Source organism: Deinococcus sp. HSC-46F16, assembly GCF_024171495.1.
In the GTDB taxonomy this organism is placed as follows: domain Bacteria; phylum Deinococcota; class Deinococci; order Deinococcales; family Deinococcaceae; genus Deinococcus.
Map to the genome: position 1 here is coordinate 1 of NZ_JALJZW010000005.1, position 23,646 is coordinate 23,646.

The 23,646-nt window shown below is 69.7% G+C and carries 24 protein-coding genes and 1 riboswitch; of the genes, 17 read left to right on the forward strand and 7 right to left on the reverse strand.

What is annotated here, in order from left to right; all coding sequences use genetic code 11:
* The first annotated feature begins 454 nt into the window (after positions 1–454).
* A protein-coding gene (prfB, locus tag L1280_RS11030; RefSeq protein ID WP_253582335.1) for a peptide chain release factor 2 occupies positions 455–1,550 on the forward strand; the annotation gives its coding sequence in 2 pieces (ribosomal slippage) (positions 455–499 and positions 501–1,550; 1,095 coding nt in all).
* Positions 1,551–1,655: 105 nt separating this feature from the next.
* The gene (locus L1280_RS11035) at positions 1,656–2,636 is read left to right on the forward strand and encodes a serine/threonine-protein kinase (RefSeq protein WP_253582336.1); all 981 of its coding nucleotides are present in this window, start codon (positions 1,656–1,658) and stop codon (positions 2,634–2,636) included.
* Between the two features lie 15 nt (positions 2,637–2,651).
* On the opposite strand, the gene L1280_RS11040 is transcribed toward L1280_RS11035, so the two are convergent.
* Positions 2,652–3,158: a DinB family protein gene (locus L1280_RS11040; protein WP_253582337.1), complete on the reverse strand. Its 507-nt coding sequence runs from the start codon at positions 3,156–3,158 to the stop codon at positions 2,652–2,654.
* A 139-nt stretch (positions 3,159–3,297) separates the two neighbouring features.
* Here L1280_RS11040 and rpsF point away from each other — a divergent pair, with 139 nt between their 5' ends.
* The 7 genes from rpsF to L1280_RS11075 all read left to right on the forward strand — a co-directional run bounded on the left by rpsF (position 3,298) and on the right by L1280_RS11075 (position 10,140).
* Positions 3,298–3,606, forward strand: a complete 309-nt coding sequence (rpsF, locus tag L1280_RS11045) for a 30S ribosomal protein S6 (RefSeq protein WP_253582338.1) — start codon at positions 3,298–3,300, stop codon at positions 3,604–3,606.
* A gap of 116 nt (positions 3,607–3,722) precedes the next feature.
* On the forward strand, positions 3,723–4,637 hold the full coding sequence (locus tag L1280_RS11050; protein ID WP_253582340.1) for a single-stranded DNA-binding protein: 915 nt from the start codon (positions 3,723–3,725) through the stop codon (positions 4,635–4,637).
* Positions 4,638–4,758: 121 nt separating this feature from the next.
* Positions 4,759–5,034 (forward strand): 30S ribosomal protein S18, encoded by a 276-nt coding sequence (gene rpsR / locus L1280_RS11055; RefSeq protein ID WP_084047874.1) that lies wholly within the window; start codon positions 4,759–4,761, stop codon positions 5,032–5,034.
* A 13-nt stretch (positions 5,035–5,047) separates the two neighbouring features.
* Positions 5,048–5,488: a 50S ribosomal protein L9 gene (gene rplI, locus L1280_RS11060; RefSeq protein WP_253582342.1), complete on the forward strand. Its 441-nt coding sequence runs from the start codon at positions 5,048–5,050 to the stop codon at positions 5,486–5,488.
* Between the two features lie 161 nt (positions 5,489–5,649).
* Positions 5,650–7,206, forward strand: coding sequence for an AMP-binding protein (locus tag L1280_RS11065; protein ID WP_253582344.1), 1,557 nt, complete (start codon positions 5,650–5,652; stop codon positions 7,204–7,206).
* Between the two features lie 212 nt (positions 7,207–7,418).
* Complete coding sequence (rny, locus tag L1280_RS11070; protein WP_253582345.1) at positions 7,419–9,107, forward strand: ribonuclease Y; 1,689 nt, start codon at positions 7,419–7,421, stop codon at positions 9,105–9,107.
* 175 nt (positions 9,108–9,282) lie between these two features.
* Positions 9,283–10,140, forward strand: coding sequence for a sulfurtransferase (locus L1280_RS11075; protein WP_253582347.1), 858 nt, complete (start codon positions 9,283–9,285; stop codon positions 10,138–10,140).
* Between the two features lie 10 nt (positions 10,141–10,150).
* Here L1280_RS11075 and L1280_RS11080 read toward each other — a convergent pair whose 3' ends face one another.
* Complete coding sequence (locus tag L1280_RS11080; RefSeq protein ID WP_253582349.1) at positions 10,151–10,648, reverse strand: DUF3105 domain-containing protein; 498 nt, start codon at positions 10,646–10,648, stop codon at positions 10,151–10,153.
* A 72-nt stretch (positions 10,649–10,720) separates the two neighbouring features.
* Here L1280_RS11080 and L1280_RS11085 point away from each other — a divergent pair, with 72 nt between their 5' ends.
* On the forward strand, positions 10,721–11,317 hold the full coding sequence (locus L1280_RS11085) for a 3'-5' exonuclease (RefSeq protein ID WP_253582350.1): 597 nt from the start codon (positions 10,721–10,723) through the stop codon (positions 11,315–11,317).
* On the opposite strand, the gene L1280_RS11090 is transcribed toward L1280_RS11085, so the two are convergent.
* On the reverse strand, positions 11,318–12,769 hold the full coding sequence (locus tag L1280_RS11090; RefSeq protein ID WP_253582351.1) for an MBL fold metallo-hydrolase RNA specificity domain-containing protein: 1,452 nt from the start codon (positions 12,767–12,769) through the stop codon (positions 11,318–11,320).
* 89 nt (positions 12,770–12,858) lie between these two features.
* Between L1280_RS11090 and L1280_RS11095 the strand changes: the two genes are divergently transcribed.
* From L1280_RS11095 to L1280_RS11105, 3 genes are read left to right on the forward strand one after another with little or no spacing between them, the layout of a single operon-like run.
* Positions 12,859–13,338: a universal stress protein gene (locus tag L1280_RS11095; RefSeq protein WP_253582353.1), complete on the forward strand. Its 480-nt coding sequence runs from the start codon at positions 12,859–12,861 to the stop codon at positions 13,336–13,338.
* Positions 13,335–14,249 carry an L-lactate dehydrogenase gene (locus L1280_RS11100; protein ID WP_253582355.1) on the forward strand — a complete coding sequence of 305 codons (915 nt, stop codon included), beginning with the start codon at positions 13,335–13,337 and terminating at the stop codon, positions 14,247–14,249. Before L1280_RS11095 ends, L1280_RS11100 begins: the two co-directional genes overlap by 4 nt.
* A complete protein-coding gene (locus tag L1280_RS11105) occupies positions 14,250–14,987 on the forward strand; it encodes an alpha/beta fold hydrolase (protein WP_253582357.1) in 738 nt (245 codons plus the stop codon).
* Between the two features lie 27 nt (positions 14,988–15,014).
* Here the strand turns inward: L1280_RS11105 and L1280_RS11110 are convergent, their stop codons facing one another.
* The 4 genes from L1280_RS11110 to L1280_RS11125 form a co-directional block, all read right to left on the reverse strand.
* On the reverse strand, positions 15,015–16,031 hold the full coding sequence (locus L1280_RS11110) for an LptA/OstA family protein (RefSeq protein ID WP_253582359.1): 1,017 nt from the start codon (positions 16,029–16,031) through the stop codon (positions 15,015–15,017).
* Between the two features lie 13 nt (positions 16,032–16,044).
* Positions 16,045–16,929, reverse strand: coding sequence for an LptA/OstA family protein (locus L1280_RS11115; RefSeq protein ID WP_253582360.1), 885 nt, complete (start codon positions 16,927–16,929; stop codon positions 16,045–16,047).
* Between the two features lie 26 nt (positions 16,930–16,955).
* Positions 16,956–17,543, reverse strand: coding sequence for a hypothetical protein (locus tag L1280_RS11120; protein WP_253582362.1), 588 nt, complete (start codon positions 17,541–17,543; stop codon positions 16,956–16,958).
* A 112-nt stretch (positions 17,544–17,655) separates the two neighbouring features.
* Positions 17,656–18,447: an AIM24 family protein gene (locus L1280_RS11125; protein ID WP_253582364.1), complete on the reverse strand. Its 792-nt coding sequence runs from the start codon at positions 18,445–18,447 to the stop codon at positions 17,656–17,658.
* Positions 18,448–18,511: 64 nt separating this feature from the next.
* Here L1280_RS11125 and L1280_RS11130 point away from each other — a divergent pair, with 64 nt between their 5' ends.
* The 4 genes from L1280_RS11130 to L1280_RS11145 all read left to right on the forward strand — a co-directional run bounded on the left by L1280_RS11130 (position 18,512) and on the right by L1280_RS11145 (position 23,560).
* Positions 18,512–19,276, forward strand: a complete 765-nt coding sequence (locus L1280_RS11130; RefSeq protein ID WP_253582365.1) for a TatD family hydrolase — start codon at positions 18,512–18,514, stop codon at positions 19,274–19,276.
* Between the two features lie 58 nt (positions 19,277–19,334).
* Positions 19,335–20,495, forward strand: a complete 1,161-nt coding sequence (locus tag L1280_RS11135; RefSeq protein WP_253582366.1) for an acyl-CoA dehydrogenase family protein — start codon at positions 19,335–19,337, stop codon at positions 20,493–20,495.
* A complete protein-coding gene (locus tag L1280_RS11140; protein WP_253582367.1) occupies positions 20,492–21,034 on the forward strand; it encodes an MOSC domain-containing protein in 543 nt (180 codons plus the stop codon). The genes L1280_RS11135 and L1280_RS11140 overlap by 4 nt, the downstream gene beginning before the upstream one ends.
* Positions 21,035–21,208: 174 nt before the next feature.
* Positions 21,209–21,293, forward strand: a riboswitch (cyclic di-GMP riboswitch).
* A 455-nt stretch (positions 21,294–21,748) separates the two neighbouring features.
* Positions 21,749–23,560, forward strand: coding sequence for an Ig-like domain-containing protein (locus L1280_RS11145; RefSeq protein WP_253582368.1), 1,812 nt, complete (start codon positions 21,749–21,751; stop codon positions 23,558–23,560).
* The last annotated feature ends 86 nt before the right edge of the window (positions 23,561–23,646 follow it).

Genomic DNA, 23,646 nt, shown 5'->3' on the forward strand with positions numbered 1-23,646 from the left:
GATCAAACTCTCCATAAAATGGTTCCAACAGCACTCCGCACGCGGAGTGCAAGTGGATAAGTGTTGATCCATGCTTGTTCGCATGGCTGCTCCCGTAGGAGCTTCTGTGGTCCACAGATTCATCTGTGGGCCTTCACGAGTCTGGAGCAAACCGGGGGGTTTGCCGCTCGTACCCTCCTGTCGGAAGGCCCTGCTCTCGCTCTTCTTCGCCTGTCATGCTGCCCGCCTCGCTTGAGGCTCAGAAAAGATACACCCCACCCCCAGTCCTGTCAACACCCCCCACCCGAGTTCGGGGGATATCCCAAAACCAGCGGCTGGGCGGGCGTTGCCAGATACGCCACGCCGAGACGGTGGCAGTGGTCCTCTGTCCATACGGAGCCCTCACCTATACTCCCCGGTGGCAATCAGCCCGCGCTCCCGCTCAACGGGAAAGCTGCGGAAGGGAGGCACGCCCATGCAGGAATTACTTGAAAAACTGGCGTCGCTCCGGGAGTACCTTTGACATTCCCGGCAAGACAAGGCGCCTGAACGAACTCGACCGCGAACTCAGCGACCCCGAACTGTGGAACAACGCGGGCCGCGCCCGGCAGGTCACCCAGGAGGCCGGAAGCCTGCGCCGCATCGTGGAGGACTACACGTCTCTCCAGAGCGACGCCAGCGGCCTCTCGGAAATGCTGGAGATCGCCAGCGAGGAAGAGCAGGAGATGCTGGCCGAGGAGCAGGCGTCGTTGCAGACGCGGGTGGACGACCTTTACCGTGAAACGCTCTTCACGATGAAGCATTCGGACACCCCCGCCATCGTGCGCGTCAAAGGCGGAGCGGGCGGCACCGAGGCGCAGGACTGGGCCGGGATGCTGGCGCGGATGTACATGCGCTGGGCCGAGCGCCGGGGCTACAAGGTGGACATCCTTGACGAGCAGCCGGGCGACCAGGCGGGCTACCAGAGCATCGAGTTCATCATCCGGGGCGAAAAGGCCTTCGGGATGATGGCCCCCGAGCACGGCGTGCACCGCTTGGTGCGGGTGTCGCCCTTCGACGCGAACAACCGCCGCCAGACCAGCTTCGCGTCGGTGGACGTGGTGCCGGAGGTTCCCGAGGAAGAGATCGACATCCACATCCCCGATTCCGACCTGCGACGCGACGTGTTCCGCTCTCAGGGCGCGGGTGGGCAGGGCGTGAACACCACTGACTCGGCAGTCCGCCTGACCCACCTTCCGACCGGGATCGCGGTGGCCTCGCAGCAGACGCGCTCCCAGATCAAGAACCACGAGATCGCCCTGCAAATCCTCAAGCAGCGCCTCTACGACATCGAAATGCGCAAGCGCGAGGAGGAGGAAGCCAAAGCGAGGGGCGAGCAGAAGAAGATCGAGTGGGGCTCGCAGATTCGGTCTTACGTCCTCGACAAGCAGTACATCAAGGACCACCGCACCGGAGTCATGAAGCACAACCCCGACGACGTGCTCGACGGTGATCTTGACGACCTGATGTGGGCGGGGCTGGAGTGGATGGCGGGCAAACGCGCCGCCGACGATGCGGGAGACGACGAATAGAGAGGGCGACGCCCGAAGATTTCGACAGATTGCGGTGACAGGGCCGCTTTAGACTGGGGACACTGTAGGGGAACTTACGGGGTCCCCTTCACGTTGCCCCCTGCCATGACCCCAGAGCGTCCCTCCCCCTCCTCCGACCGAACCCCTCCGGGCTACCGCCTCCTGCAAGTGCTGGGGCGGGGGCAGACCTCGCTCGTGCACCTCGCGCGGGACCCGCAGGGCCGCGAGGTGGCGCTCAAGGTGCCGCTGGAGGGCACGCTGCGCCAGCAGGAGGCGGCCGAACGCTTTGCCAACGAGGTGCGGCTGACCCTGCAATTCCGGCACCCCCACGTGATTCGTGGGTACGCGGGCAGCCCGTTCGGGGCGCGGGCCTACCTGGCCCTGCGGCATTACCCGGAGGGCACGCTGGCCGACGCACTGGCCGGGCACGCGCGGGCGATGCGGCCGGTTCAGGCGCCGCTGCGCCTCCTCGCCGACCTCGCCTCGGGGCTGGCCTACCTGCACGCTCTGGGAGTGGTGCATCAGGACGTGAAGCCGCAGAACGTCTATCTCGACGGGGGGCGGGCCGCGCTGGGGGACCTGGGGAGTGCGTACTACACGGCGCAAGGCGGGTGCGCCAGCGGCAGCCCCTTCTATATGGCGCCCGAGATCTACCGGGGCGATCCCAGCAGTCCGGCGAGCGACGTGTACAGCCTGGGTGTCCTTGCCCACGAGCTGCTGACCGGAACGCGGCCCTTTCAAGGCGACACCTATGAGGACCTGATGGCCGCGCACCTCAACCGCTTCGCACCTCCCCTCTCGGCCCACTGCCCGGAGTTGCCCCGGCCCGTTGCCCGACTGTTTGAACTCTCTCTCGCCAAGCGGTCTGGCGACCGGCCCACGGCGGAGGCCCTGCGCCGCGCCCTGCTGACGGCTCTGGGGGAGGATACCGAGGAACCCGATCCACCTGCGCTCCCTGCGACCGAAGCCCCTGCCCCACGTCCCATCGGACGGCACGTGCCGATCGAGCCCCTCACACCTCCCACGCCGGAGACGGCCGCGGCCGGGAGCGGGAGCCGCTGGAATCCCTTCAGGCGCCGGAAGTAAGGACGGCGAAACGGTTCAGGCAGGGTGAGCCAGCGCCTTGACCATCTGCCGAATCGCCCCGAGGTGGTAGGCCACATGGGCGATGGCGCCCGCCAGTCCCCCGGTCGCGTCCCCGGACACCGGGAGGTCCGCCTGCGTGCGGGCGAAGACCACCAACTCGTCATAGGCCTGCCGCACCCGGGCCTGAAGGCCGACCCACTCCTGGGTGCTGACCTCGGCAGGATGAAAGCTCCCCTTCCAGTCGAAAGGTCCCCGGTCCCCGTCGCGTTCCCAGCGCACGACGACCTCCATATGCAGGGCCGTATGCCGCGCCTGCCCCGCGACCGACGTGCCGTTCACGTCCCGGCTGGCCTCCCCCGCACCGAGGCGGGCCAGGGTCGCCAGCAGGCCGTGGTTGCCCCCACCGTCCGCCGCCGTGCCGTCCAGAAAAGCCGTGCTCTGCCCCGGCTCACCGCCCTCGACCGCTTCCCGCAGGATGCCGAGCAGGCCGTCCATCCAGTGTTGTGCTTGATCGTCGCTCATACCCCAGCCTACGGGATGGCCCCGGCGAGGGCCTGCGCCGGGTGGCTCTGGCAGCCCGCCGGACACTCTGCTACAGTAGCCAGTTGCGCCGCCCGGCGAGGCTGGACCCTGCCATGCGCGGCGGAAAGCGAGGTGAACCATGAACCAGTACGACCTGAACCTGATCCTGAACCCCAACCTTAGCGCCGAGCAGGTGCAAATCGAGAAGGACTACATCGAGAACACCCTGCGCGGCAACGGGGCCGAGATCACGAACCTCGACGACCTCGGCAACCGCCGACTCGCCTACGCCGTGAACAAGGACCGCGAGGGCTACTACCTGATGTACACCATCCGGGCCGGGGGCAACCCCGAGCAAACCATCGCCGCTCCCCTGCGTCTGCGCGACAACGTGCGCCGCATCCTGGTGGTCAAGGACCGCCCGGAGTGGAAGACCAGGAAGGCCTGATTACGTTCTTGACGTAATGGGGCCGGAGTTGCTATGCTCCGGTCAACCCGCAAGGGCCAATTCCGCCAGCCAGCCAGAAGTTCAAGTTTTTCGCCAGCAAGTAAGGAGACCCAGTTATGGCCCGAGGCATGAACCACGTCTTTTTGATCGGTGCTCTCGCCCGTGATCCCGAACTCCGCTACACGCCCAACGGCACGGCGGTGTTTGAGGCGACCGTGGCCGGAGAGGACCACATCGTCGGCAACGACGGCCGCGAGCGCAAGCTCCCCTGGTACCACCGGGTCAGCATTCTGGGCAAGCCTGCCGAGTGGCAGGCCGAGCGTAACCTCAAGGGCGGCGACGCCGTGATGGTCGAAGGCAGCCTGGAGTACTCGTCCTGGGAAGCGCCGGAAGGCGGCAAGCGCAGCATGGTGCGCGTCAAGGCCCTGCGCATGGAGCAACTGGGTTACGCGCCCGAGCTCGTGCAGGATGCCGGAGGCGGCGTACGCATGGGCAGCGGCATGAACGAAGTGGTCCTGATCGGGAACGTGACCCGCGATCCCGAACTGCGCTACACCCCCGCCGGAGACGCGGTGCTCGGACTCGGCCTCGCCGTGAACGAGAGCTGGAATGACCGTCAGGGGCAGAAGCAGGAAAAGACCCACTGGATCGACGTGACGCTATGGCGTGAGCTCGCCGAGAGCATGAAGGACCTGCGCAAGGGTGATCCCATTCTGGTGCAGGGACGGCTCGTGAACGAGGCGTGGACCGACCGTGACGGCAATAAGCGCAACTCCACCAAAGTAGAGGCGACGCGAGTCGAAGCCCTTTCCCGAGGCGCGGGCGTACCCGGCAGTCCCGCAGCCACCCCCGCCGCGCCCCGCACGCAGACCGCGGGCAGCACGGCGCGTTCCCAGCCCAGCGGCGGTTACGGCGCGAGCCGCAGCAGCGCTCCGGCGCGGGGAGCGACCACGGGGACCCGTTCGGGGGGCTTGGATATTGATCAAGGTCTCGACGATTTCCCGCCGGAAGAAGAAGATCTGCCATTCTGAGCATGCTGGCGCGTACGTCTAAGGGTCGAAAGGTCCAAGCGTCCAAAAAATCAGGAATCTGGCCTTCTTAGACTCTTAGACCACGGCAAAGCGCCCCAGAACGCAGTTTTAGAGGACCCCCATGACCCAAGGAAATAACGCCGAGCGCAAGCCGCGCGGCAAGGGACCCAAGCGTCCCCGCAAGCCCAAGGTTGATCCGTTCTCCATCGGGGAACTGGAAATCACCGATTACAAGGACGTGAAGATGCTTCGCCGGTTTATTTCCGACACCGGCAAGATTCTTCCCCGCCGCCGCACCGGTCTCTCGGCCAAGCACCAGCGCCGCATCTCGCAGACGATCAAGATCGCCCGCCAGCTCGCGCTGCTGCCCTACACCGAGAAGCTGGTCCGGAAGTAAGGAGACTGGGACCATGCAGGTAATCCTTCTGGAACCCGGCCGCCTCGGCCAGACGGGGGACGTGGTGAACGTCAAGCCCGGCTACGCCCGCAACTTCCTGATTCCGCGCGGCATGGCGACCCCCGCCAACGCCGCCAACATGAAGACACTGGAAGCCCAGCTCCGTGCCCGTAAGAAGCAGCAGGAGAAGGAAAAGGCCCAGGCCGAGGACCTCGCCAGCCGCCTGACCGGCGTGGCCGTGGAACTCAGCGTCCGTGCGGGCGAAGGCAAGATCTACGGCGCCGTGACCCACAGCAACGTGGCCGACGCCCTCGACCAGCTCGGCTTCGACGTGGACCGCCGCCGGATCGAGATGCCCAAGACCGTCAAGGAGATCGGCGAGTACGACATCGTCTACCGCGCCCACCCCGAGGTCAGCATCCCGATGAAGCTCGTGGTGCACGCGCAGAAGTAAGCGCGAAACCCTTGCCCCAGGCCCCAGCTCCGGCTGGGGTTTTTTGTTGGCCTGGTGCGGGTGCCAGGAGGGCGTTCCCCAGGACGTAACGCCTGCGCCCCCTTCATCCGGGCTTAAAGTGAAGGCACCCACAACCCGAGCCTTTCCCCGGAGGTGCCCCCATGAAGACGCCCCTGACCCCCCTGGACCTCGTTCGGCGCGGCCTGAAGACGTACCCGCAGGAGATCGCGGTGACCCAGCCGGATGGCCCCAGCTTTACCTACCGCGAGTGGGGCAAGCGCATCTACCGCCTCGCGCGGGCGGTGGCGGGGGCGGTGCCGCCCAGGGCACGGGTCGCGGTCCTCTCGCCCAACACGCACGAGGGCCTGCTGACCTATGCGGGCGTGCCGTGGGCGGGCCGCGTGCTCGTGCCACTCAACACCCGGCTGGTGCCGGAGGAGTACGCCTTTCAACTGCGGCACGCGCGGGTCTCGCTGGTCCTCGCCGACGTGACGCTGGCCCCCAAGGTGGAGGACACCTGCCGCGAACTGGGCATTCCGCTCTGGACGCTGGGCCGGGGCAGCGACTTCAGCGAGCGGCTGGCGGCGCAGGACGCCTCGCCCCTCCCCTACGCGCTCGAGGACGAGGACGAGATCTTGACGATCAACTACACCTCCGGCACGACGAGCAGCCCCAAAGGCGTGATGTTGACCCACCGCAACTCCATGCTGAACGCGATGGGCGTGCTGTACTCGCTGCACTTCGACTCCGACAGCGTGTACCTCCACACCCTGCCCGACTTTCACGCCAACGGCTGGGGCGGTGTGTGGGCGCCTTTCGGGGTGGGAGCCACCCACGTGACCCTTCCGGCGGTGCGCGGAGACGCCATCCACGACGCGGTGCACACCTACGGGGTGACGCACCTCGCCGCGGCCCCCACGGTGCTGAGCCTGATCACCGACCCGGCGACCGCCCGGCCCACCCCCCGCCCGGTCCGCGTGGCGACGGCGGGCAGTCCGCCCCACGCCCGCACGATCGCGGACATGAGCGCCCTGGGGTTCGAGGTCTTGCAGGTCTATGGCCTGACCGAGACCAGCCCGCTGATCACGGTGGCCGAACTGTCCGGATCGCAGCGGGCGCTGCCCGTCCCCGACCGCGCCGCCCTGACCGCCCGGCAGGGGTTCGAGATGCTCCTCGCCGGGGAGGTCGAGGTGATGACTCCCGAGCTGACCCCGGTGCCGGCCGACGGCGACACGCTGGGCGAGATCATGGTGCGCGGCAATCTGGTGATGGCCGGGTACCTCGACAACCCGGAGGCCACCGAGAAAGCCTTTGGGGGCGGCTGGTTCCACACCGGGGACGTGGCGGTGCGGCACCCCGACGGGCGAATCGAGATCCGCGACCGCAACAAGGACGTGATCATCTCGGGCGGCGAGAACATCAGCTCGGTGGAGGTCGAGGGCGTGCTCTACGCCCACCCCGCCGTGCGCGAGGCAGTGGTGGTGGCCCACCCGGACCCCAAATGGGGCGAAGTCCCTTGTGCCTTCATCGCCCTGCACGAGGGCGCCGCCGTCACCCCGGAGGAACTCACCGCGCACGTCCGCGAGCACCTCGCCGGGTACAAGGTGCCCAGGCACTACCAGTTCCGCGACGACCTGCCCAAAACAGCCAGCGGCAAGTTCCAGAAGTTCCTGCTGCGCAAGGAGCTGTGGGCGGGGCAGGACCGCGCGGTGAACTGACGCTCCGGCGGGGTCCCCTGGTCCCTGTCCGGTCTGGGGGTGCCCACGCTCTTCTCTCGGCGCTGGGAGGCTTTTCCCGTGAGGGCAGGAACCGGGCGTTAGACTGCCGGGGTGGGGGCCGGACGGCCCCTCACGCTTCACGGTTTCGGGGCGCCCCCGGCCAGTTGGGACCGGGCGCCTCTGGTTAACATCAGCACGACAAAGGAGCCACCATGACCATTCTGTTTGTCATCCTGGCGCTCCTGGGGGGGGTGGTCGGTGGATTTTTCACCGGGCACACGCGGGGGCGCCAGCAGCAGCAGGCGCGGGACGACCACTGGGAGCGCGAGGCCCGCGCCGAGGCCGAGCGGATTCTGACCCAGGCCGAGGCCGAGGCCCGCCAGCTTCGCTCGCAGGCCGAGCAGACCCGGCTGGACGCGGCCCGCCGCCTTCAGGACGCCGAGGACCGCGAGCGGCAGGCCGCCGCTGGCGTAGACGCCGGGCGCGAGGAACTCCAGACCCTCCGCGCCCAGGTCGAGGCCGAGCGCTCCCGCGCCCTTCAGGAAGCGGCCCGTGAGCGCGAGACGCTCGGCAACGACCGCCAGGAAACCCGCCGCGAGCGCGACGAACTCAAGCGCGAGATCGAACGCCTCAACCGCCGGGCCGAGCAGCTCGACGCGCGGGGCGAGCGCCTCGACGCCCTAGAGGAGCGGCTGGAGGCCCAACTGCGGGCGCTGGCCGGACAGGAAGCGGAGCTGGGCGAACGCGCCCGGCAGATCGACCTGAAGCTCTACGAGGTGGCGGGCCTTTCGCCGGAGGCCGCCCGCGAGCAGATCCTCTCGCAGCTCGACGCCGAGCTGGAGGAGGAAAAGGCCATCCGCGTCAAGGCGATGGAGAGCCGCGCCAGCGCCGAGGCCAAGCGCACCGCCCGCAGCCTGATCGCGCAGGCGATTCAGCGCTCTGCCTCCGAGACGAGTGCCCAGCTCAGCGTGTCGGTGGTGCCCATCCCCAACGACGCGATGAAGGGCCGCCTGATCGGGCGCGAGGGCCGCAACATCCGCGCGTTCGAGGCACTGACCGGGGTGGACCTGATCATCGACGACACGCCCGAAGCGGTGATCCTGAGTTCCTTCAACCCGGTGCGCCGCGAGGTCGCCCGGCACGTCCTTGAAGCCCTCGTCGCGGACGGGCGCATCCACCCCACCCGCATCGAGGAGATGGTCACGCGGGCGCAGGACGAGATGAAGACCTTCATGCACGCCCAGGGCGAGGAGGCTGCCATCGAGGCGGGCGTGGTGGGCCTCAAGCCGGGGCTGGTGCAGTTGTTGGGCCGGATGTACTTCCGCACCAGCTACGGCCAGAACGTCCTGAAGCACTCGGTGCAGGTCGCGCACCTCACCGGGATCATGGCGGACGAACTGGGCCTGGACGCGGGGCTGGCCCGCCGCGCCGGGCTGATGCACGACGTGGGCAAGAGCATCGACCGCGAGATTGAGGGCACCCACGTCGAGATCGGCATCAACCTCGCCAAGAGATTCGGGGAGCCTGCTGAGGTCATCGACGCGATTGCCCACCACCACGACCCGGAAAACGGCGAGACGCTGTATTCGGTGCTTGTCGCCGCCGCCGACGCGATCAGCGCGGCCCGGCCCGGTGCCCGCCGCGAGGAACTCGAAGCCTACGTGCGGCGGCTGGAGCAGCTCGAACAGATCGCGGTGGCCTTTCCCGGCGTGCAGCAGGCCTACGCGATTCAGGCGGGCCGCGAGGTGCGCGTGATCGTGCAGCCCGAGCAGGTCACCGACGCGGGCGCCACCCTGCTCGCCCGCGAGATCGCCGGACGGGTCGAGCAGGACATGGAATACCCCGGCCAGGTGCAGGTCACCGTGATTCGGGAAAGCCGGGCGACGGGAGTGGCCCGGTAGGGCGGCCGAACGGCGAAGCCCTCTCCCCAAGGAGGGGGCTTTTTTGATGGGCTGAACGGTCCCTCATCCGGCCTGCGGGCCTTGACGCATACCGCATACCGCGCTATCTTGTTTTTATCACCGCCCGAGAAGGCGGCTTTTTTTATTGCGCCCGTGCCCGGTGTAACCTGCGGCCATGACCGCTTCACCACTGAAAACCGCCGAGTGGCTGATTGAGCATCTGGGCAAACCCCGCGTGCGCGTCCTCGACTGCCGCTATGCCCTGACCGATCCCCTGGTCGGGCGCATCGCCTATCTGGAAGGCCACGTGCCCAGCGCGATCTACGCCGATCTGGAGACGGACCTCAGCGGCCCGGTGCGCCCGGACGGGGCGGGGGGACGGCACCCGCTGCCGGAGCCGGGGGCGCTGGCGGCGTGGCTGGGCAGCGTCGGCATCGGCAACGACAGCGTGGTCGTGGCCTACGACGATCCGGGCACCGGGCAGGGCTTCTACGCGACCCGCGCGTGGTGGCTGCTGCGCTGGCTGGGGCACCGCGAGGTCTACGTGCTGGACGGCGGCTGGCCCGCCTACCTCGCGGCGGGGGGTGAAGCCAGCACGGCGGACCCGGACCACGCGCCCACCACCTTTACGCCGGACGTGCAGCCCGACATGGTCGCCACCGCCGAGGACGTGGCGAACCGGGAGCCGGGCACCCTCTTGATCGACGCCCGCGCTCCCGCCCGCTACCGGGGTGAGGTCGAGCCGCTGGACCGCAAGGCGGGGCATATCCCCGGTGCCGTGAACTGCGAGTGGGCCGGGGCGCTGGACGAGCGTGGGCACTGGCGGGACGGGGCGGCGCAGGCGGGACGGCTGGGCGCGGGCGCCGCTCCCACCGTCACCTACTGCGGCAGCGGCGTGAGCGCCACCCCCAACCTGCTCGCGCGGGAGCTGGCGGGCGTGCCGCTGGGACCGGACAACCGACTTTACGCGGGGTCGTGGAGCGACTGGGTCAGCGACGACGCGCGGCCGGTGGCGACGGGCGAGGAGGGCTGAACCAACAGTTTTACTGCGTTCCCCCGTATCCTCCCGAGCAGGCCGCGCCGCGTTCGGGGGCGGTCGCGCCCTGTTCGTATTTGTCGAGGAAAGGCTTCAGCCGTTCGTCGCTGGCGCTGTCCACCGCGAGCTGGGCATTCCAGGCGCTCATGACGATGGGGCTGGAGAGGCCGGTGTGCGGGCTGAGCAGGGTGTAGGGCCGCCCGTCGACCAGTTCCTTCAGGGCCGCCACATCCGACGCGGGGAGGTCGGGGCGGTAGGTGATCCACACCGCGCCGTGTTCGAGGCTGTGGACGGCGTACTCGTTGTAGAGGGGCTGGTCGTAGACGCCGCAGTTCTGCCACATGGCGTTGTGGGCGCCGCCCACCGGGGGCGTCTCGGCATAGACCAGCGAGCCGGTGCGGTGGTCGCCGCCCTTGTAGTCGAAGGTCTGGACGCCTTCCAGGGAACCGCCCGAGCAGGCGGCGAGCAGGAGGGGCAGGGCGAGGGGAATCAGGAGACGCTTCACCCCCCCAGGGTAGCGGGCGAGGGTGAAGGCTTGTGTACCCTGTTCCCCACCCCACCCGTGGCAGGCTGGAGCATGGCTCCGCCCCCTGCTGCCCCTGGCCCGCCGCCGCGCCTCGCCGGGCTGACGCAGCCCATCGTCTTTCTGGATACCGAGACGGGCGGGCGCGACCCCCGGCGTCACCCCCTGCTGACCGTCGGGCTGGTCACCCTGACCCCGGCGGGCGAGGTGACCCGGCCCCTGCACCTGCGGGTGCGTCACGACACCTACGATGTGGAGGAGGAGGCGATGGCCGTCAACGGCATCGACCTCACGGCCCACCACGCCCAGGCCCAGCCTCCGGAAGCCGTCGCCGACGCCATCCGCGCTTACGCCGCCAAGGAAGGACGGGTCATGCTGGGGGGGCACAATTTCGGCTTTGACCTGGGCTTCCTGCGCCCGCTGCTGCCCGACCTGGGCAGCGTGTTTCGGCGCGGGCAGGTGGACACCAAGGTCACAGCGCAGTTCCTGATTCATGCCGGGCTGCTGCCGCGCAAGGTGGGCACCGCGCTCGACGACCTCGCGGCGCACTTCGGCATCACCTACCAGGCCCACGACGCGCTCGAAGACGCCCGCGCCACCGCCGAGGTCTACGCGGCCTGCCTGCGGCGGGTGCGGTCCCCCCAGGGCTAGTTACTCCTCGGGCCGCCGCACCACCCCGTCCGCCTGGGGCATGCCCGGCGGGCGACCTGCTGGGAAGGTGGTCGTCAGCAGGTCCACCCGCTCGCGGTCCGGCACCAGGTTGGCGCTCAGACCACGGGCCTCCAGCACGGGCAAGAAGGCCTCCATCACCTCCGGCTCGCCGTGCACCAGCCACACGCGGGGCTGCCCCGCTGACTCCAAGAAGGCGAGAAGGTCGTCCTGATCGGCGTGGGCGGAAAAGCCGCCGATGGTGTGAATCTGGGCGCGGACGGCGATCTCCTCGCCCATGACTCGTACGGTGTCCGCGCCCGCGACGAGGCGCCCGCCCAGGCTGGACGGCGACTGGTAGCTCACGATGATCAGGCTGGTGGACGGCTTCCAGAGGTGGTGCTTGAGGTGGTGCTGAATGCGCCCCCCGGTCATCATGCCGTTTCCGGCCAGAATGATTGCCGGGCCGTCGTAGCGGTTCAGCCGCCGGGATTCCTCGCCGGTCAGGACCGTGTGGAGGGTCGAGGGGCGAAAGGGGTCCTCGCCGCGCTGCAACGCGTCCCGCACGGGCGGGATCAGCTCGTCCCCGAACTCGAAATAGGCGTGGGTGGCCCGCGCCGCCATCGGGGAGTCGAGGAAGACCGGGATGCGCGGCACCTCGCCCGCGTCCATCAGGTTCTTGAGCTCGGCGAGAATGAACTGGGTGCGCTCAATGGCAAAAGAGGGAATCAGGATCTTGCCCCCGGCCCGCACGCTCTGGCGCAGGGTGTCGCGCAACTCGGCCAGCGTCTCCGGCAGCGAGCGGTGCCGGTGGTCGGCGTAGGTGGACTCGATGACCACCGCGTCGGCCTCGGGTGGCGGGGCGAAATCGAGTTGCAGCCCGCTCTCGCGGTTGCCGAGGTCGCCCGAGAGAATCACCCGCGCGTCGCCGTCTTCGAGCAGCAGGTACGCGCTGCCCAGGATGTGCCCCGCCCGCCCCGGCGTGACCCGCAAGCGGCCGACCTTGAGCGTCTCCCCGAACTGGAAAGCGGGCCGCAGGAGGGCGAGGGTGCGGTGCACGTCTTCCTCGTCGTAGAGGGGTTCGGGCACCTCGTCCTCACGGCCCGTGCGGCGGGCACGGCGCAGGTCCTGGCGGTAGCCCTCGACCTGCAGGCGGGCGGAGTCCAGCAGCACCGTCTCGGCCAGAGCCGCCGTCGGGGGCGTGCAGTACACCGGCCCCCGGAAGCCTTGCCGGACCAAGAGCGGCAGCCGCCCGATATGGTCGAGGTGCGCGTGGGTGAGCAGCACGGCCTGAAGGTCGGCGGGGTCGAAGGGGAAGGGCTCGCGGTTGCGGGCCTCCAGCTCATCGCCACCCTGAAACATGCCGCAGTCCACGAGGACCGGGCCGCCGGGCGCGTCCAGCAGATGGGCACTTCCGGTGACGGTGAGGGCCGCGCCCAGACTTTGCAGGTGCATGGGGCAGTCTGCCCCTGTGGGGAACGACGGACCTTTACCCCGCCTTCAGAAAGTGGGCGCGTGCCGGGGGGTGGGTGTAGCGTCGGCCCATGACCGACCCTGTTTTCTCGCCCGGCGGCATGGGAAGCCAGCCCTTCTCACGGGTGCTTGTCGGCACCGACTTCTCGGCGGCAGCCGACCACGCCCTCGCGGTGGCCCGGCTGCGCTTCCCGGACGCCCTGCGGCGGCTGGTGCACGTGACCGACGCCCGCGTGACCGCCACCCCCGACCTGATGGGCGGCGTGACCCCGGCGGCGCTCGACCCCACGCTGCTCCACACCCTGGAGAGCGCGGACGGCGAGCGCCTGAAGACCCTCTCTGCCTCCGACGAGGAGGCCGAACTGCTCGTGGGCGACCCGGTGACGGGCATTCTCGACGCCGCCGAGCGCTGGGGGGCCGATCTGATCGTGGTGGGGACGCACTCGAAGGGAGCGCTGGAACATTTCTTCGTGGGCAGCAGCGCCGAGAAGCTGATCAGCCGCAGCCCGGTCCCGGTGCTGACCGTGTGCCTGCCGGGAGAGGGGCGGTGAAGGTCGGGGTCGTCGGCTCGGGGCTGGTGGGGGCAACCGCCGCCTACGCCCTGACCCTGCGCGGCTCGTGCAGCGACCTCATGCTGGTGGACCGCGACGAGGCCCGCGCCCAGGCCGAGGCGCAGGACATCGCCCACGCCGCGCCCATCAGCCACGGCACCCGCGTGAGCAGCGGGGGGTACGCGGCCCTGGAGGATTGCCGGGTCGTGGTCGTCGCGGCCGGTGCCAACCAGCAGCCCGGCGAAACCCGCCTCGACCTGTTGGAGAAGAACGCGGCCATCTTCCGCGACGTGATTCCGCAAGTCTCCCAACACGCCCCCGACGCCGTGCTGCTGATCGCCACCAACCCGGTGGACATCCTGACCGACCTCGCCGGGCGGCTCGCGCCGAACCAGCCAGTGCTGGGGTCGGGCACGGTGCTGGACTCGGCCCGCTTTCGCCACCTGATCGCGGAGCGGGCGGGGGTGGACGCCACCCATGTCCACGGCTACGTGCTGGGCGAACACGGCGACAGCGAGGTGCTGGCCTGGAGCACGGCGGCGGTAGCGGGCCTGCCCGTGGCGGACTTCATGCGCTCGCGCGGGCTGGAGTGGACGCCGGAGGTGCAGTCGGACATTGACCGGGGGACCCGCGACGCCGCCGCCGCGATCATCGGCGGAAAGCGGGCGACCTACTACGGCATCGGGGCCGCGCTCGCCCGCATCGCGGAGGCCATCTTGGACGACCGCCGCGCCGTCCTGACCGTCAGCGCCCCCACGCCCGAATACGGCGTGAGCCTCAGCCTGCCGCGCATCGTGGGGGCGCGGGGGGTGGAGGCCACCCTGACCCCCGTTCTGACCCCGGAGGAGCGCGAGGGACTGGAGGCCAGTGCCCGCGTCCTGCGCGAGAGCGGGGAGAAGGTGCTGGGGTAGGTGGCCTCTGGGCTGCGGGAGCAGGGAGAGGGTGAACCCGCCCTCGTCCTCCTCTCCGGCCTGGGTGACCCCGCCGCGTGGTGGTGGACGGCTCCGACGCCCCAGGAAGCGCGGCCACACTGGCGAGGACTGGAGGGCGAACCCCGGGCGGGCATCGCCCCCACCCTCGCGCAGTGGACGCGGGTCGTGGCCTACGACCGGGCGGGCGTGGGGGCCAGCCCCCTACCGGCCCAGCCCCACACCTGGGCGGATGTGTATGCGGAGCTGGACGCCGTGCTGGACAGCTTCCAGCCCTCACAACCACCCATCCTGGTGGGCCACTCGCTCGGCGGGATGATCGCTTCCACCTACGCCCGGCGGCGACCGGGGCGTGTGGGCGGCCTCGTGCTGCTGGACCCGACTCCACCGCCCCTCGCCGCTCCGCCGCCCATGCCTCTGCCGGAGCCGCTCGCGCTGACCCCGTTCGGGCCGGAGGAGGTGGCACCAGGGGCCCTGGGGGACCTCCCCCTGCTGCTGATCGCGCCGGATCGCCCCGCCACGCCCGCCGAGGCGCCGGGCCGCACCCAGGAGCAGCTGGACGCCCGCTTTCACACCCGCCGCGCCCGGCATCTGGAGTGGCTGACCCTGTCGGGCCGCAGCCGGGCGGTAGGGGTGGACCACTCCGGTCACTACGTGCATCTGGAGCGGCCGCAGGTCGTGGTGGAGGCGATTCGCGCGTTCTGGGAGAATTCGGCATAACAAAGCCCCCAGTGAGGGGGCTGAGCTTTATGGCGTTCGGGGCGCTGGGTTCGTCGGTTCGCCGTCCTGAAACTCTCCGGTGATCGTGCCGCCCTCGGGGGCGCGGGCCACCACCTCGTTGCGTTCGAGGTCGTACAACAGCTCCCCGGCCCGCAGCACGTCCCCGCGCAGGGTGCTCTCGGCGGGCTGCTCGGCGGTGCCGATCAGGCGGGCGAGGTTGGCCTCGTCGTCATACTCCACGCGGGCGGCGCGGCTCACGCGGCCACCGGGACTGTTCAGCACCACCGCGCCGATCAGCACGGTCTTCTCGGTGTCCACCTCCACCTCGATGCGCTCGCTCTGGCCGGTCAGGGGGCCGTCGTCGCCGGGGCGGGTGAAGGTGATGGGGCCGTCGATGCGGGCGATGCCGTCTGTCTCGTCGTAGACGAGCTTCTGGCCCTTGAGCTCGGTGCGGCCCTGGGTGACGAGCACGGTGTCAGGCGCGGGCTTGGGGGCGGCTTCCACCGCGCAGCGGCTGAGGCGGTCGGTCTTGCCCTGGGGCGCCTCGTCCAGAAAGCGGGCGGTTCCGGCGCTGGCTTCCACCCGGCCGTCGCTGCCCTCGCCCTCGGCAGCGGGGCGCTGGGTCACCAGGGCCAGCGGCACCCGGATGACATTCTGGTCGATGGTGATCTGCACGCCGCCCGGCCCCGACTCGGAGAAGACGGCCACGTTGGGCGACCCCTCTGGCTCGTCGTCCTGCGGGCTACAGATCGTGAAGATGCCCGTCTCGTCGCTGGTGCCCGTCCGCACGATGCGGATGCGCCGCTCCTGCCCGTCGTCGCCCCGGCGCACGAGTTCCAGGCTGGAGGTCTCGGCTCCCGGCTCGGCGGGCGCGGTCTCTTCCGGCTCGGCGGTCTCGGACGGCGGCGCTTCCGGTGCCGGGGATTCGGCGGGCTGGCTTTCCGTGGGCGGCGTGGCGGGAGGCGTCTCCTGTGCGTGTGTGACAGCAGGCAGGGCCGCCCCCAGCAGCAGGGTCAGCGTCAGCAGCAGGGGGCGGCGGGGCACGGCAGAGGCTCCCTTATTCGCCGCGCAGCTCGAACTGCTCGGTGGGAATCTTGTAGGCGGTGTTCAGCGCCCGCACGCGGCCGAGGTCGGTGCGCTGCTCCAGGGCGCCGCTGGCCGGGGCGCGGACCGTCACCTTGGTCTTGGAGTCGGTGCTGACCGCGTTGCCGACCACGTACGCGACGTTCTTCTTGTCGTCGTAGTACACGGCGTTGCCGGTGGTGGTCAGGGTGCCCTGCACCAGCTTGACCCCGCCGCGCACGTAGAGGGTCTTCTCTGCGGTGCGGGCGCGGACCTCCTGCCCGGTGATGGTGAGTTCCTTCTGGTTGCCCTTGGCGGCCCGGGTCAGGGTGGGGCTGCCGGTGAGCTGGGCGAGTTCGCGGTCCTCGTCGAAGACCAGCTTGTCGGCCTTGCCGCTCTGGATGCCGTTCTTGAGGGTCACGTTGCCCGTCGAGGTGGACATGTTGTTGTCCACGTCAAGGCTCATCTGCCCGGCCGTGATGGTCACGGTGTCGCCATTCGACTTGTCGTCGGGCACGAAGGTCGCCCGCGCGTTGCCGCTCATCACGCCCTGGCCGCTGGCCTCGCTGTAGGCGAGCCGGTCACCCTTGGCGGTCAGGCGGCCCCGGCTCACGGTGATGTCGTCGCTGAAGTTGGCCGTGCGCTTGCCCTTGGCGTTGGTGAGGGGGGTTCCGGCGGGCGCGGCCAGGGTGGCCTGCTTCGCCTGGATTTGCAGGCTGCTCACGGTCGCCTTGACCGGGCTGCCGGTGAAGGTCAGCGGCCCGTTGCGCAGGTCGCCGCGCGGCGCTCCCTGGATGTTGATGATGCGCTTCTCGGCGGCGGTCTGCGCGAGCACGGGCGTGACGGCGAGGGCCAGAATCAGGGCAGTGCGCTTCTTCATGTCGGTTCTCCTACTTGGGGAAAGGGTCACAGCGCCACGCGCTGGCCGTTCTCGCAGGTCTCGGCCGCGTCGAGGTCCCCTTCAAAGGTGGAATCCTCGCCCGCTTCCTCGATCTGGAAGTCAAAGGTCATTCGCAGGTTCGTCAACCGGGCCACCAGGGACGGCGAGTCCACCTGGGCGACAGGGGCGCTGAACCCCGACCCCTGCTCGACCCGCACGGGCCGTTCCCGCGTGCCGCGCAGGTCGATCTCAGCACACTGCTGCACCAGGGTGACCTGGGCCTGACGGGTGAGCAGGTTGTCCTGCGTGTCGATGGTGAGGTCCGGGGCGTCCAGCGTGGCGTCGAGAACAGCAGCACCACCGCCCTGGGGCGTGAGCCAGCGCCCGCCGTCCGCGAGGCCGGTCAGCCGCGTCTCCCCGCGCAGGGGATCACTGACCACCCGCTCGGCCGAAAAGCGCCACACCGCTCCCGGATCGCGGGCCGGGTAGAGGCTGAGCTGAACCCCGCTCAGCCGGGCGCCCGTCTCTGGCCCCGCTCCCGCGGACGGCATCCGCGAGAACACCAGCGCGAACACCGCCAGCGCCGCGAGCGCGTATACCCCGGTTCTCAGCACGGGCGCACTTTAGCGCCCCCCCCTCATGAGAGTGGTGGCATTCCCCTGACGGGGGTGAGGGACAGAAGGGGGACCGTGGGCGTCCGCCGCATCCCACAGCCCCCGTCCTGCTTTATCCAGGCAAGACAGACGGCAGCGCCGGGCGGTGCAGCGGTAGCGTGGGCGCGAGCCACACCCGCCCGGTGCCCCGGTAGGCCTGCACGAAGCCCTCGCCCGTGCGACCGCTGCCGATCAGGCCCCGGCTGCTGCGCTCCACGCTGAAGGCGAGGCCGCCCGTGTACGCCAGCACGAGGTTGCCGTCCACCTTCAGCGTCTCGTTCCGCAGGTCGACGATCTGAAACTCGGCGGGCGGCACCGGGCTTTGCAGGGCAAAGAGGCCCCGGCCTGACAGCTTGGGCTGCACCCGGCCCTCGCCGCTGCCGACCGCCGCCGCCAGCCCCGCGTTGACGTGCCGCCCCACGGTGATGTCGCCCGCGCAGGCGACGAAGGCGCCGTCGTCCACGATCAGGTCCTCGCCGGTCAGTTCGTCCAGCAGGAAATGCAGGGAGGTAGGCTCGGTGTAGATCACGCCCGCCCCCCGGTAGGCCGTTTTGTAGAGGCCCTCGCCGCTCGCCGCCGCCGTAACCGCCCCGCGCAGGAACCCGCCCAGGCCACCGCCCCCGCTGCGGGTCGCCTCCATCTCGATCTCGCCGCGCAGGTATTGGAGGGCGCCGGGCTCCAGGGTGACCGCCCCCGACCCGTCAGTATGGATCGCCAGTTGCCGCGACCGGGCGGGGCGGTTGACCGCTTCCAGATAGCCTTCCAGCGGCGGATAGGCGGGCCGCGCCTCGTACTCCACGACCTGAAGCTTCAGGCCAGCGGCGGTGCGTTCCTCGGTGACTTCGGGAAAGAGGCGGTATTCCATAGGGCAGGGTACGGCGTAGCGGGTGGGGAGGTTCCGGCTGGCCCCACCGCGTACCCTCTTCCCCATGATCGACACCCACTGCCACCTCGACTACCTCGACGACCCGGCCTCGGCGCGGGGGGAACTCGGCCTGACCGGGATGGTCTGTATCGGCGCGGGGCCGGAGCACGCGCGAAAGGCAGTGGCGCTGGCCGAGGCGTTCCCCGACGTGTGGGCGACGGTGGGCCTGCACCCGACGGGTACAGAGGACGATTCGCCGGACGCCCGCACCGATCTCGAAGCCCTGGCCCTGCACCCCCGCGTGGTGGGCATCGGGGAGAGCGGGCTGGACGACTACTGGGACGAGACGCGGCGGGGGCCGCAGCTCTCGGCCTTCGAGTGGCAACTCGACCTCGCAGCGCGGGTAGGCAAACCGCTGGTCATCCACGTGCGGGACAAGGCCGGGCAGGACTCGGCCCACCGGGGCGTGATGGACGTGCTCGGGGCGTGGCCGGACGTGCCCGTCATCCTGCACTGCTTTTCCGGGCATCCCGGCCTGCTCGCGTTCGGGTTGGAGCGCGGCGCGTACTTCGGCTTCGCGGGGAACACGACCTACAAGAACGCCCGCGAGATTCAGGAGGCCGCCCGCGTGGTGCCGCTGGACCACCTGCTGCTGGAGACGGACGCCCCTTTCCTCGCCCCGGTCCCCAAGCGCGGCAAGCCCAACCGCCCCGGCTACGTGCGGCACACGCTGGAATTTGTCGCGGGCCTGCGCGAAATGGACCCTGCTGAGCTGGAGCGCGTCACCGACGGCAATGCCCGCCGCATCTACCGCCTGCCCGGCGCGTAGACTCGCCCCGTTCCCCTCCCACTTCCCACAACCCACTCCCCACCCCCCGGAGCCTCCCATGATCGACGAATTTGCCGTCTCCGACCTGCTCTCCCCCGACGAGAAACTCATCCGCGAGAGCGTGCGCTCGTTCTGCGACGCCGAACTCATGCCGCAGATCGCCGAGTGGTGGGACGCGGGCACTTTGCCCGTGCGTGACGTGATGCGCCAGTTCGGGCAGATGGGCCTGCTGGGACCGACCACCCCGGAGGAGTACGGCGGCGCGGGCACGAGCTACAGCGCGTACGGCGCGATGATGTACGAACTGGAGCGGGTGGACAGCGGCCTGCGGTCGGCGGCGAGCGTGCAGGGCAGCCTGGTGATGTTTCCCATCCACGAGTACGGCTCGGAGGAGCAGAAGCGGAAGTATCTGCCCGGCCTCGCCTCCGGCGAACTGATCGGCTGCTTCGGCCTCACCGAGCCCGACGGCGGCTCCGACCCCGGCGCGATGCGGACCCGCGCCCGGCGGGACGGGGGCGAGTACGTCCTGAACGGCAGCAAGATGTGGATCACCAATTCTCCCGCCGCCGACCTCGGGGTGGTGTGGGCCAAGGACGAGGAGGGGGTGGTGCGCGGCTTTATCGTGCCCACCGACGCGCCGGGCTTCCACGCGCCCGAGATCAAGCGGAAGATGAGCCTGCGGGCCTCGGTGACGGGGGAAATCGTGCTGGAGGACTGCCGCATTCCGGCGGGGAACCTGCTGCCCGGCTCGGGGGGCCTGAAGTCGCCGCTCTCCTGCCTGACCTCGGCCCGCTTCGGAATCGCGTGGGGGGCGATGGGGGCGCTGGAGGCGGTGCTCCAGACGGCGCTGGACTACACCGGCAGCCGCACGACCTTCGGCAAGCCCATCGCCGGACGGCAGCTCGTGCAGGACAAGCTGGTGCGGATGGCGACCGACCACTCGGCCGGGCTGCTGCTGGCGTGGCGGCTGGGGAGGCTCAAGGACGCGGGCCGCATGAATTACGCGCAGGTCAGCTACGCCAAACGCAACAACGTGCGGGTGGCCCTGGGGGGCGCACGACTGTCCCGCGAGCTGCTGGGCGGCAACGGCATCACGACCGAGTACCCCGTCATTCGCCACATGCTGAACCTGGAGACGGTGGACACCTACGAGGGCACCCACGATATCCACACCCTGATCGTGGGGCGGCACCTGACGGGCGTGGGGGCGCTGGAGTGACCCCCAGGGTGGAGGCGGTCAGCCTCAGCCCGGAGCACCGCTTCAGCAAAACGCCCCGGCCGGAGGTGCGCCTGCTCGCGGGCCTGGGCGTGGAGGGCGACGCCCACGCGGGCCGCACGGTCAAACACCGCTCGCGGGTGGCGCAGAACCCGGAGCAGCCCAATCTGCGGCAGATTCATCTGATCCATGTCGAGCTGCTGGAGGAACTGGCCGGGCAGGGCTTCACGGTGCGCCCCGGCGATCTTGGGGAGAACGTGCTTACGCGCGGCTTGGACCTGCTGGCCCTCCCCACCGGCACCCGCCTGCATCTGGGCGAGGCGGCGGTGGTGGAGGTGACGGGCCTGCGGAACCCCTGCGGTCAGATCAACGCCTTCCAGCCGGGCCTGCTCGCGGCGGTGATGGGGCGCGACGAGCACGGCGGGCTGGTCCGCAAGGCGGGGGTGATGGGGGTCGTGTTGACGGGGGGCGTGGTGCGGCCGGGCGACCCGGTGCGGGCGGGGTGGCCGCCGGAACCTCACCGGGCGCTGGAGCGGGTTTGACGCCAGGGTTCTGGTGGCCCAGAAGCGAGCCGCACGGACGCCCTGGCGGATTTCCGCGTTCTAGGACCCGTTAGACCCAGACCACATGAGGCTGTATGCAACTCCAGCTAAGGAACGAGCTCATCAATGGTTTTGCCTGCCCCTCTAGGTTGTGGGTGGATAGCCACAATTCGGCGCTATCCGAGGGGCCGTGAAACCTCGTTCCCTATACGGGCACCTGGAACGGGTGGAGCCAGTGGTGCGACCGACTCGGGACATACCGGACTGGTGTGTCATTAGCCTTCGCTGTGTTATGGCAGCAGCCCCCACACATCCTGGTGGGCGCGGCACCGCTCGGCCATAACCCGTTTACGGAAGGAGGCGTGGAACCGGCTCGGGGAATTCCCCTTCCGGTAGGATGACTTTCATTGCTTTGAGACGGATTCCGGCCCAGCAGGGACAGACCCTGGACACCCCGAGCGGATGTGCAAAGCTGCGGAACAGAGCGCTTGACCGAAGCGGACATTGTTGAACCAGGGATTTCCCGATTCGGTCAGGGATTGCACACGAGCCGTATGGGCGCCCCGAGATCTCCGGTCCGCCTCACCACGCGCCAGGCGGGGTGAATGCTTCGCGGCCTCCGGACGCTGCCTTTTTCCCAGATCAGGTTTCCCAAGGACCACTCCGCCCCGGCGTGGTCCGGAGAAATCCTCATTCCCGATCAAGGAGACTGTCATGGCCCTTCCCCTTTCCCGATATGGATGCGCCGCTGCACTGCTGACCCTGACCCTGCTGGCCAGTTGCAGTACCCAGACTCCTAGCCCTGGCCCCAATCCCCAGCCCCCCGCAGGCTCAGCGGACACCGTCAGGCCGACGCTGACCCTGACCTCGCCGCAGGAGAGCAGCACGGCCAGTGGCAGCCTGCTTCTTCAGGGGACCGTCCGCGACAACGTGGGGCTCAGCCGCCTCACGTACCGCTTCGGCAACGGCAATGAGCAGGCGCTGACGCTGCTCGCGGACGGCGCCATCAGCCAGAGCCTCTGCCTGTGCGGCCTTTCGGCGGGGACCTACGTCCTGACCGTCACCGCCTATGACGCGGCGGGGAACAGCACCTCGGTGACCCGCACCGTGACAGTCACGACCGGCAACGGCACGGGGACACCTGCAGACACGCAGGCGCCCACCTTCACGCTGACCTCCCCCACCGCCGGGGCGAGTGTGCAGAATCCCGTGCGGCTGACCGGAACCGCGACCGACAATCAGGCCGTGACCCGCATCACCTACCAGCTCGGTAGCGCACCCGAGGTTGCGCTGGACGTGACTCCCGGCCCCACGGTCAACCTGGACACCCTGCTGCCTTCCCTCCCGGCGGGAGCGCAGACGGTCAGCCTGCGGGCCTACGACGCCGCTGGCAATGCTTCGAGCCCGGTGCAGGTCACGTTCACCGTCAGCCCGCCCAGCACCCAGCCCGGCGATACCCAGGCGCCCAGCGTGACCCTGACCTCGCCCGCCAACGGCGCCAACGTCACGGCGCCGGTGAGAGTGCAGGGCCGGGTCACCGACAACCAGGGCGTGACCCGCGTCGTCTACGCGGTCGACAACGGTCCCGAGACGGTGGTGCCCATCACGGCGGGTCCGGCGGTGGACCTCGACTTCACCCTGCCGTCCCTGCCAGCTGGCGCGCACACGCTGACGGTCAAGGCTTATGACGCGGCCGGAAACGTGTCGCCTGCGGCCAGCCGGACCTTCACCGTGACGGGAGGCGGGACCGGCACGCCCGGCGACACGGTGGCCCCCAGCGTGACCCTGACCTCGCCCGCCGACGGGGCGACCACCAGCAACCCGGTGCGCCTCACCGGCACGGCCAGCGACAACCTGGGGGTCACCCGCGTGACCTACGCCGTGGACAACGGCCCGGAGACGAACCTCCCGGTCGCGCCGGGACAGACGGTCTCCTTCGATGCGCCGCTGCCCACCTTGTCGGCCGGGACGCACACCGTGGTGCTGCGGGCCTACGACGCGGCGGGCAACGTCTCCAACGCGGCCAGCGCGACCATCACGGTGACGGCGGGCCAAACCACGGGACGCCAGCCGCTGACGGGCAGCGCCTACACCGTGAACTCGGGCCGGAGCGAACTGTGCCTGCTGTGCTCGGTGGACAACGCCGCCAACGTGATCAACGCCGACCTGGCTGACGAAGCCTCCATGAAGGTGACCGTGGGGGCGCTGGGCGATACCTACCTGCGGGTCATCGGCACGGCGCCCCAGACGGCAGGGCAGCGGGCCGGATTTGTCGTTCGCCGGGCGGGCAGCCTGCTGGACGTGAGCGTTCTCTCCGGGCTGACCGTGGTCACCCTGCTGGGGGGGCAGGTGCAGGAAACCCGGACGGGGGCTGGGCTGCTCGACCTCGCGCTGCTCGCTCCTGGCAGTGACCTCCAGACAGTCAGTTTCCAGACCAGCAAAGCCTTCGACAGCGTCGAGCTGCGCTTCGGTGCCGTCGTGGGCGCCCTCTCGGAGCTGCGCGTGCGGTACGCCTTCGTGCAATAACCGGGGGCAGTAACCGGGGCTCCCCGAACCCCCGGCGTCCCCTGAGCCCCCATCCCGGCTGCCTGCACCGCTGCCGGGGCGGGGGC

Coding starts and splice junctions, on each gene's coding strand:
- L1280_RS11135 (WP_253582366.1), top strand. CDS start 19,335: ATGATCGACGAATTTGCCGTCTCCGACCTGCTCTCCCCCGACGAGAAA.
- rpsR (WP_084047874.1), top strand. CDS start 4,759: ATGACCCAAGGAAATAACGCCGAGCGCAAGCCGCGCGGCAAGGGACCC.
- L1280_RS11130 (WP_253582365.1), top strand. CDS start 18,512: ATGATCGACACCCACTGCCACCTCGACTACCTCGACGACCCGGCCTCG.
- L1280_RS11125 (WP_253582364.1), bottom strand. CDS start 18,447: ATGGAATACCGCCTCTTTCCCGAAGTCACCGAGGAACGCACCGCCGCT.
- rpsF (WP_253582338.1), top strand. CDS start 3,298: ATGAACCAGTACGACCTGAACCTGATCCTGAACCCCAACCTTAGCGCC.
- L1280_RS11145 (WP_253582368.1), top strand. CDS start 21,749: ATGGCCCTTCCCCTTTCCCGATATGGATGCGCCGCTGCACTGCTGACC.
- rny (WP_253582345.1), top strand. CDS start 7,419: ATGACCATTCTGTTTGTCATCCTGGCGCTCCTGGGGGGGGTGGTCGGT.
- L1280_RS11035 (WP_253582336.1), top strand. CDS start 1,656: ATGACCCCAGAGCGTCCCTCCCCCTCCTCCGACCGAACCCCTCCGGGC.
- L1280_RS11050 (WP_253582340.1), top strand. CDS start 3,723: ATGGCCCGAGGCATGAACCACGTCTTTTTGATCGGTGCTCTCGCCCGT.
- L1280_RS11040 (WP_253582337.1), bottom strand. CDS start 3,158: ATGAGCGACGATCAAGCACAACACTGGATGGACGGCCTGCTCGGCATC.
- L1280_RS11085 (WP_253582350.1), top strand. CDS start 10,721: ATGGCTCCGCCCCCTGCTGCCCCTGGCCCGCCGCCGCGCCTCGCCGGG.
- L1280_RS11095 (WP_253582353.1), top strand. CDS start 12,859: ATGACCGACCCTGTTTTCTCGCCCGGCGGCATGGGAAGCCAGCCCTTC.
- rplI (WP_253582342.1), top strand. CDS start 5,048: ATGCAGGTAATCCTTCTGGAACCCGGCCGCCTCGGCCAGACGGGGGAC.
- L1280_RS11065 (WP_253582344.1), top strand. CDS start 5,650: ATGAAGACGCCCCTGACCCCCCTGGACCTCGTTCGGCGCGGCCTGAAG.
- L1280_RS11090 (WP_253582351.1), bottom strand. CDS start 12,769: ATGCACCTGCAAAGTCTGGGCGCGGCCCTCACCGTCACCGGAAGTGCC.
- L1280_RS11075 (WP_253582347.1), top strand. CDS start 9,283: ATGACCGCTTCACCACTGAAAACCGCCGAGTGGCTGATTGAGCATCTG.
- L1280_RS11115 (WP_253582360.1), bottom strand. CDS start 16,929: ATGAAGAAGCGCACTGCCCTGATTCTGGCCCTCGCCGTCACGCCCGTG.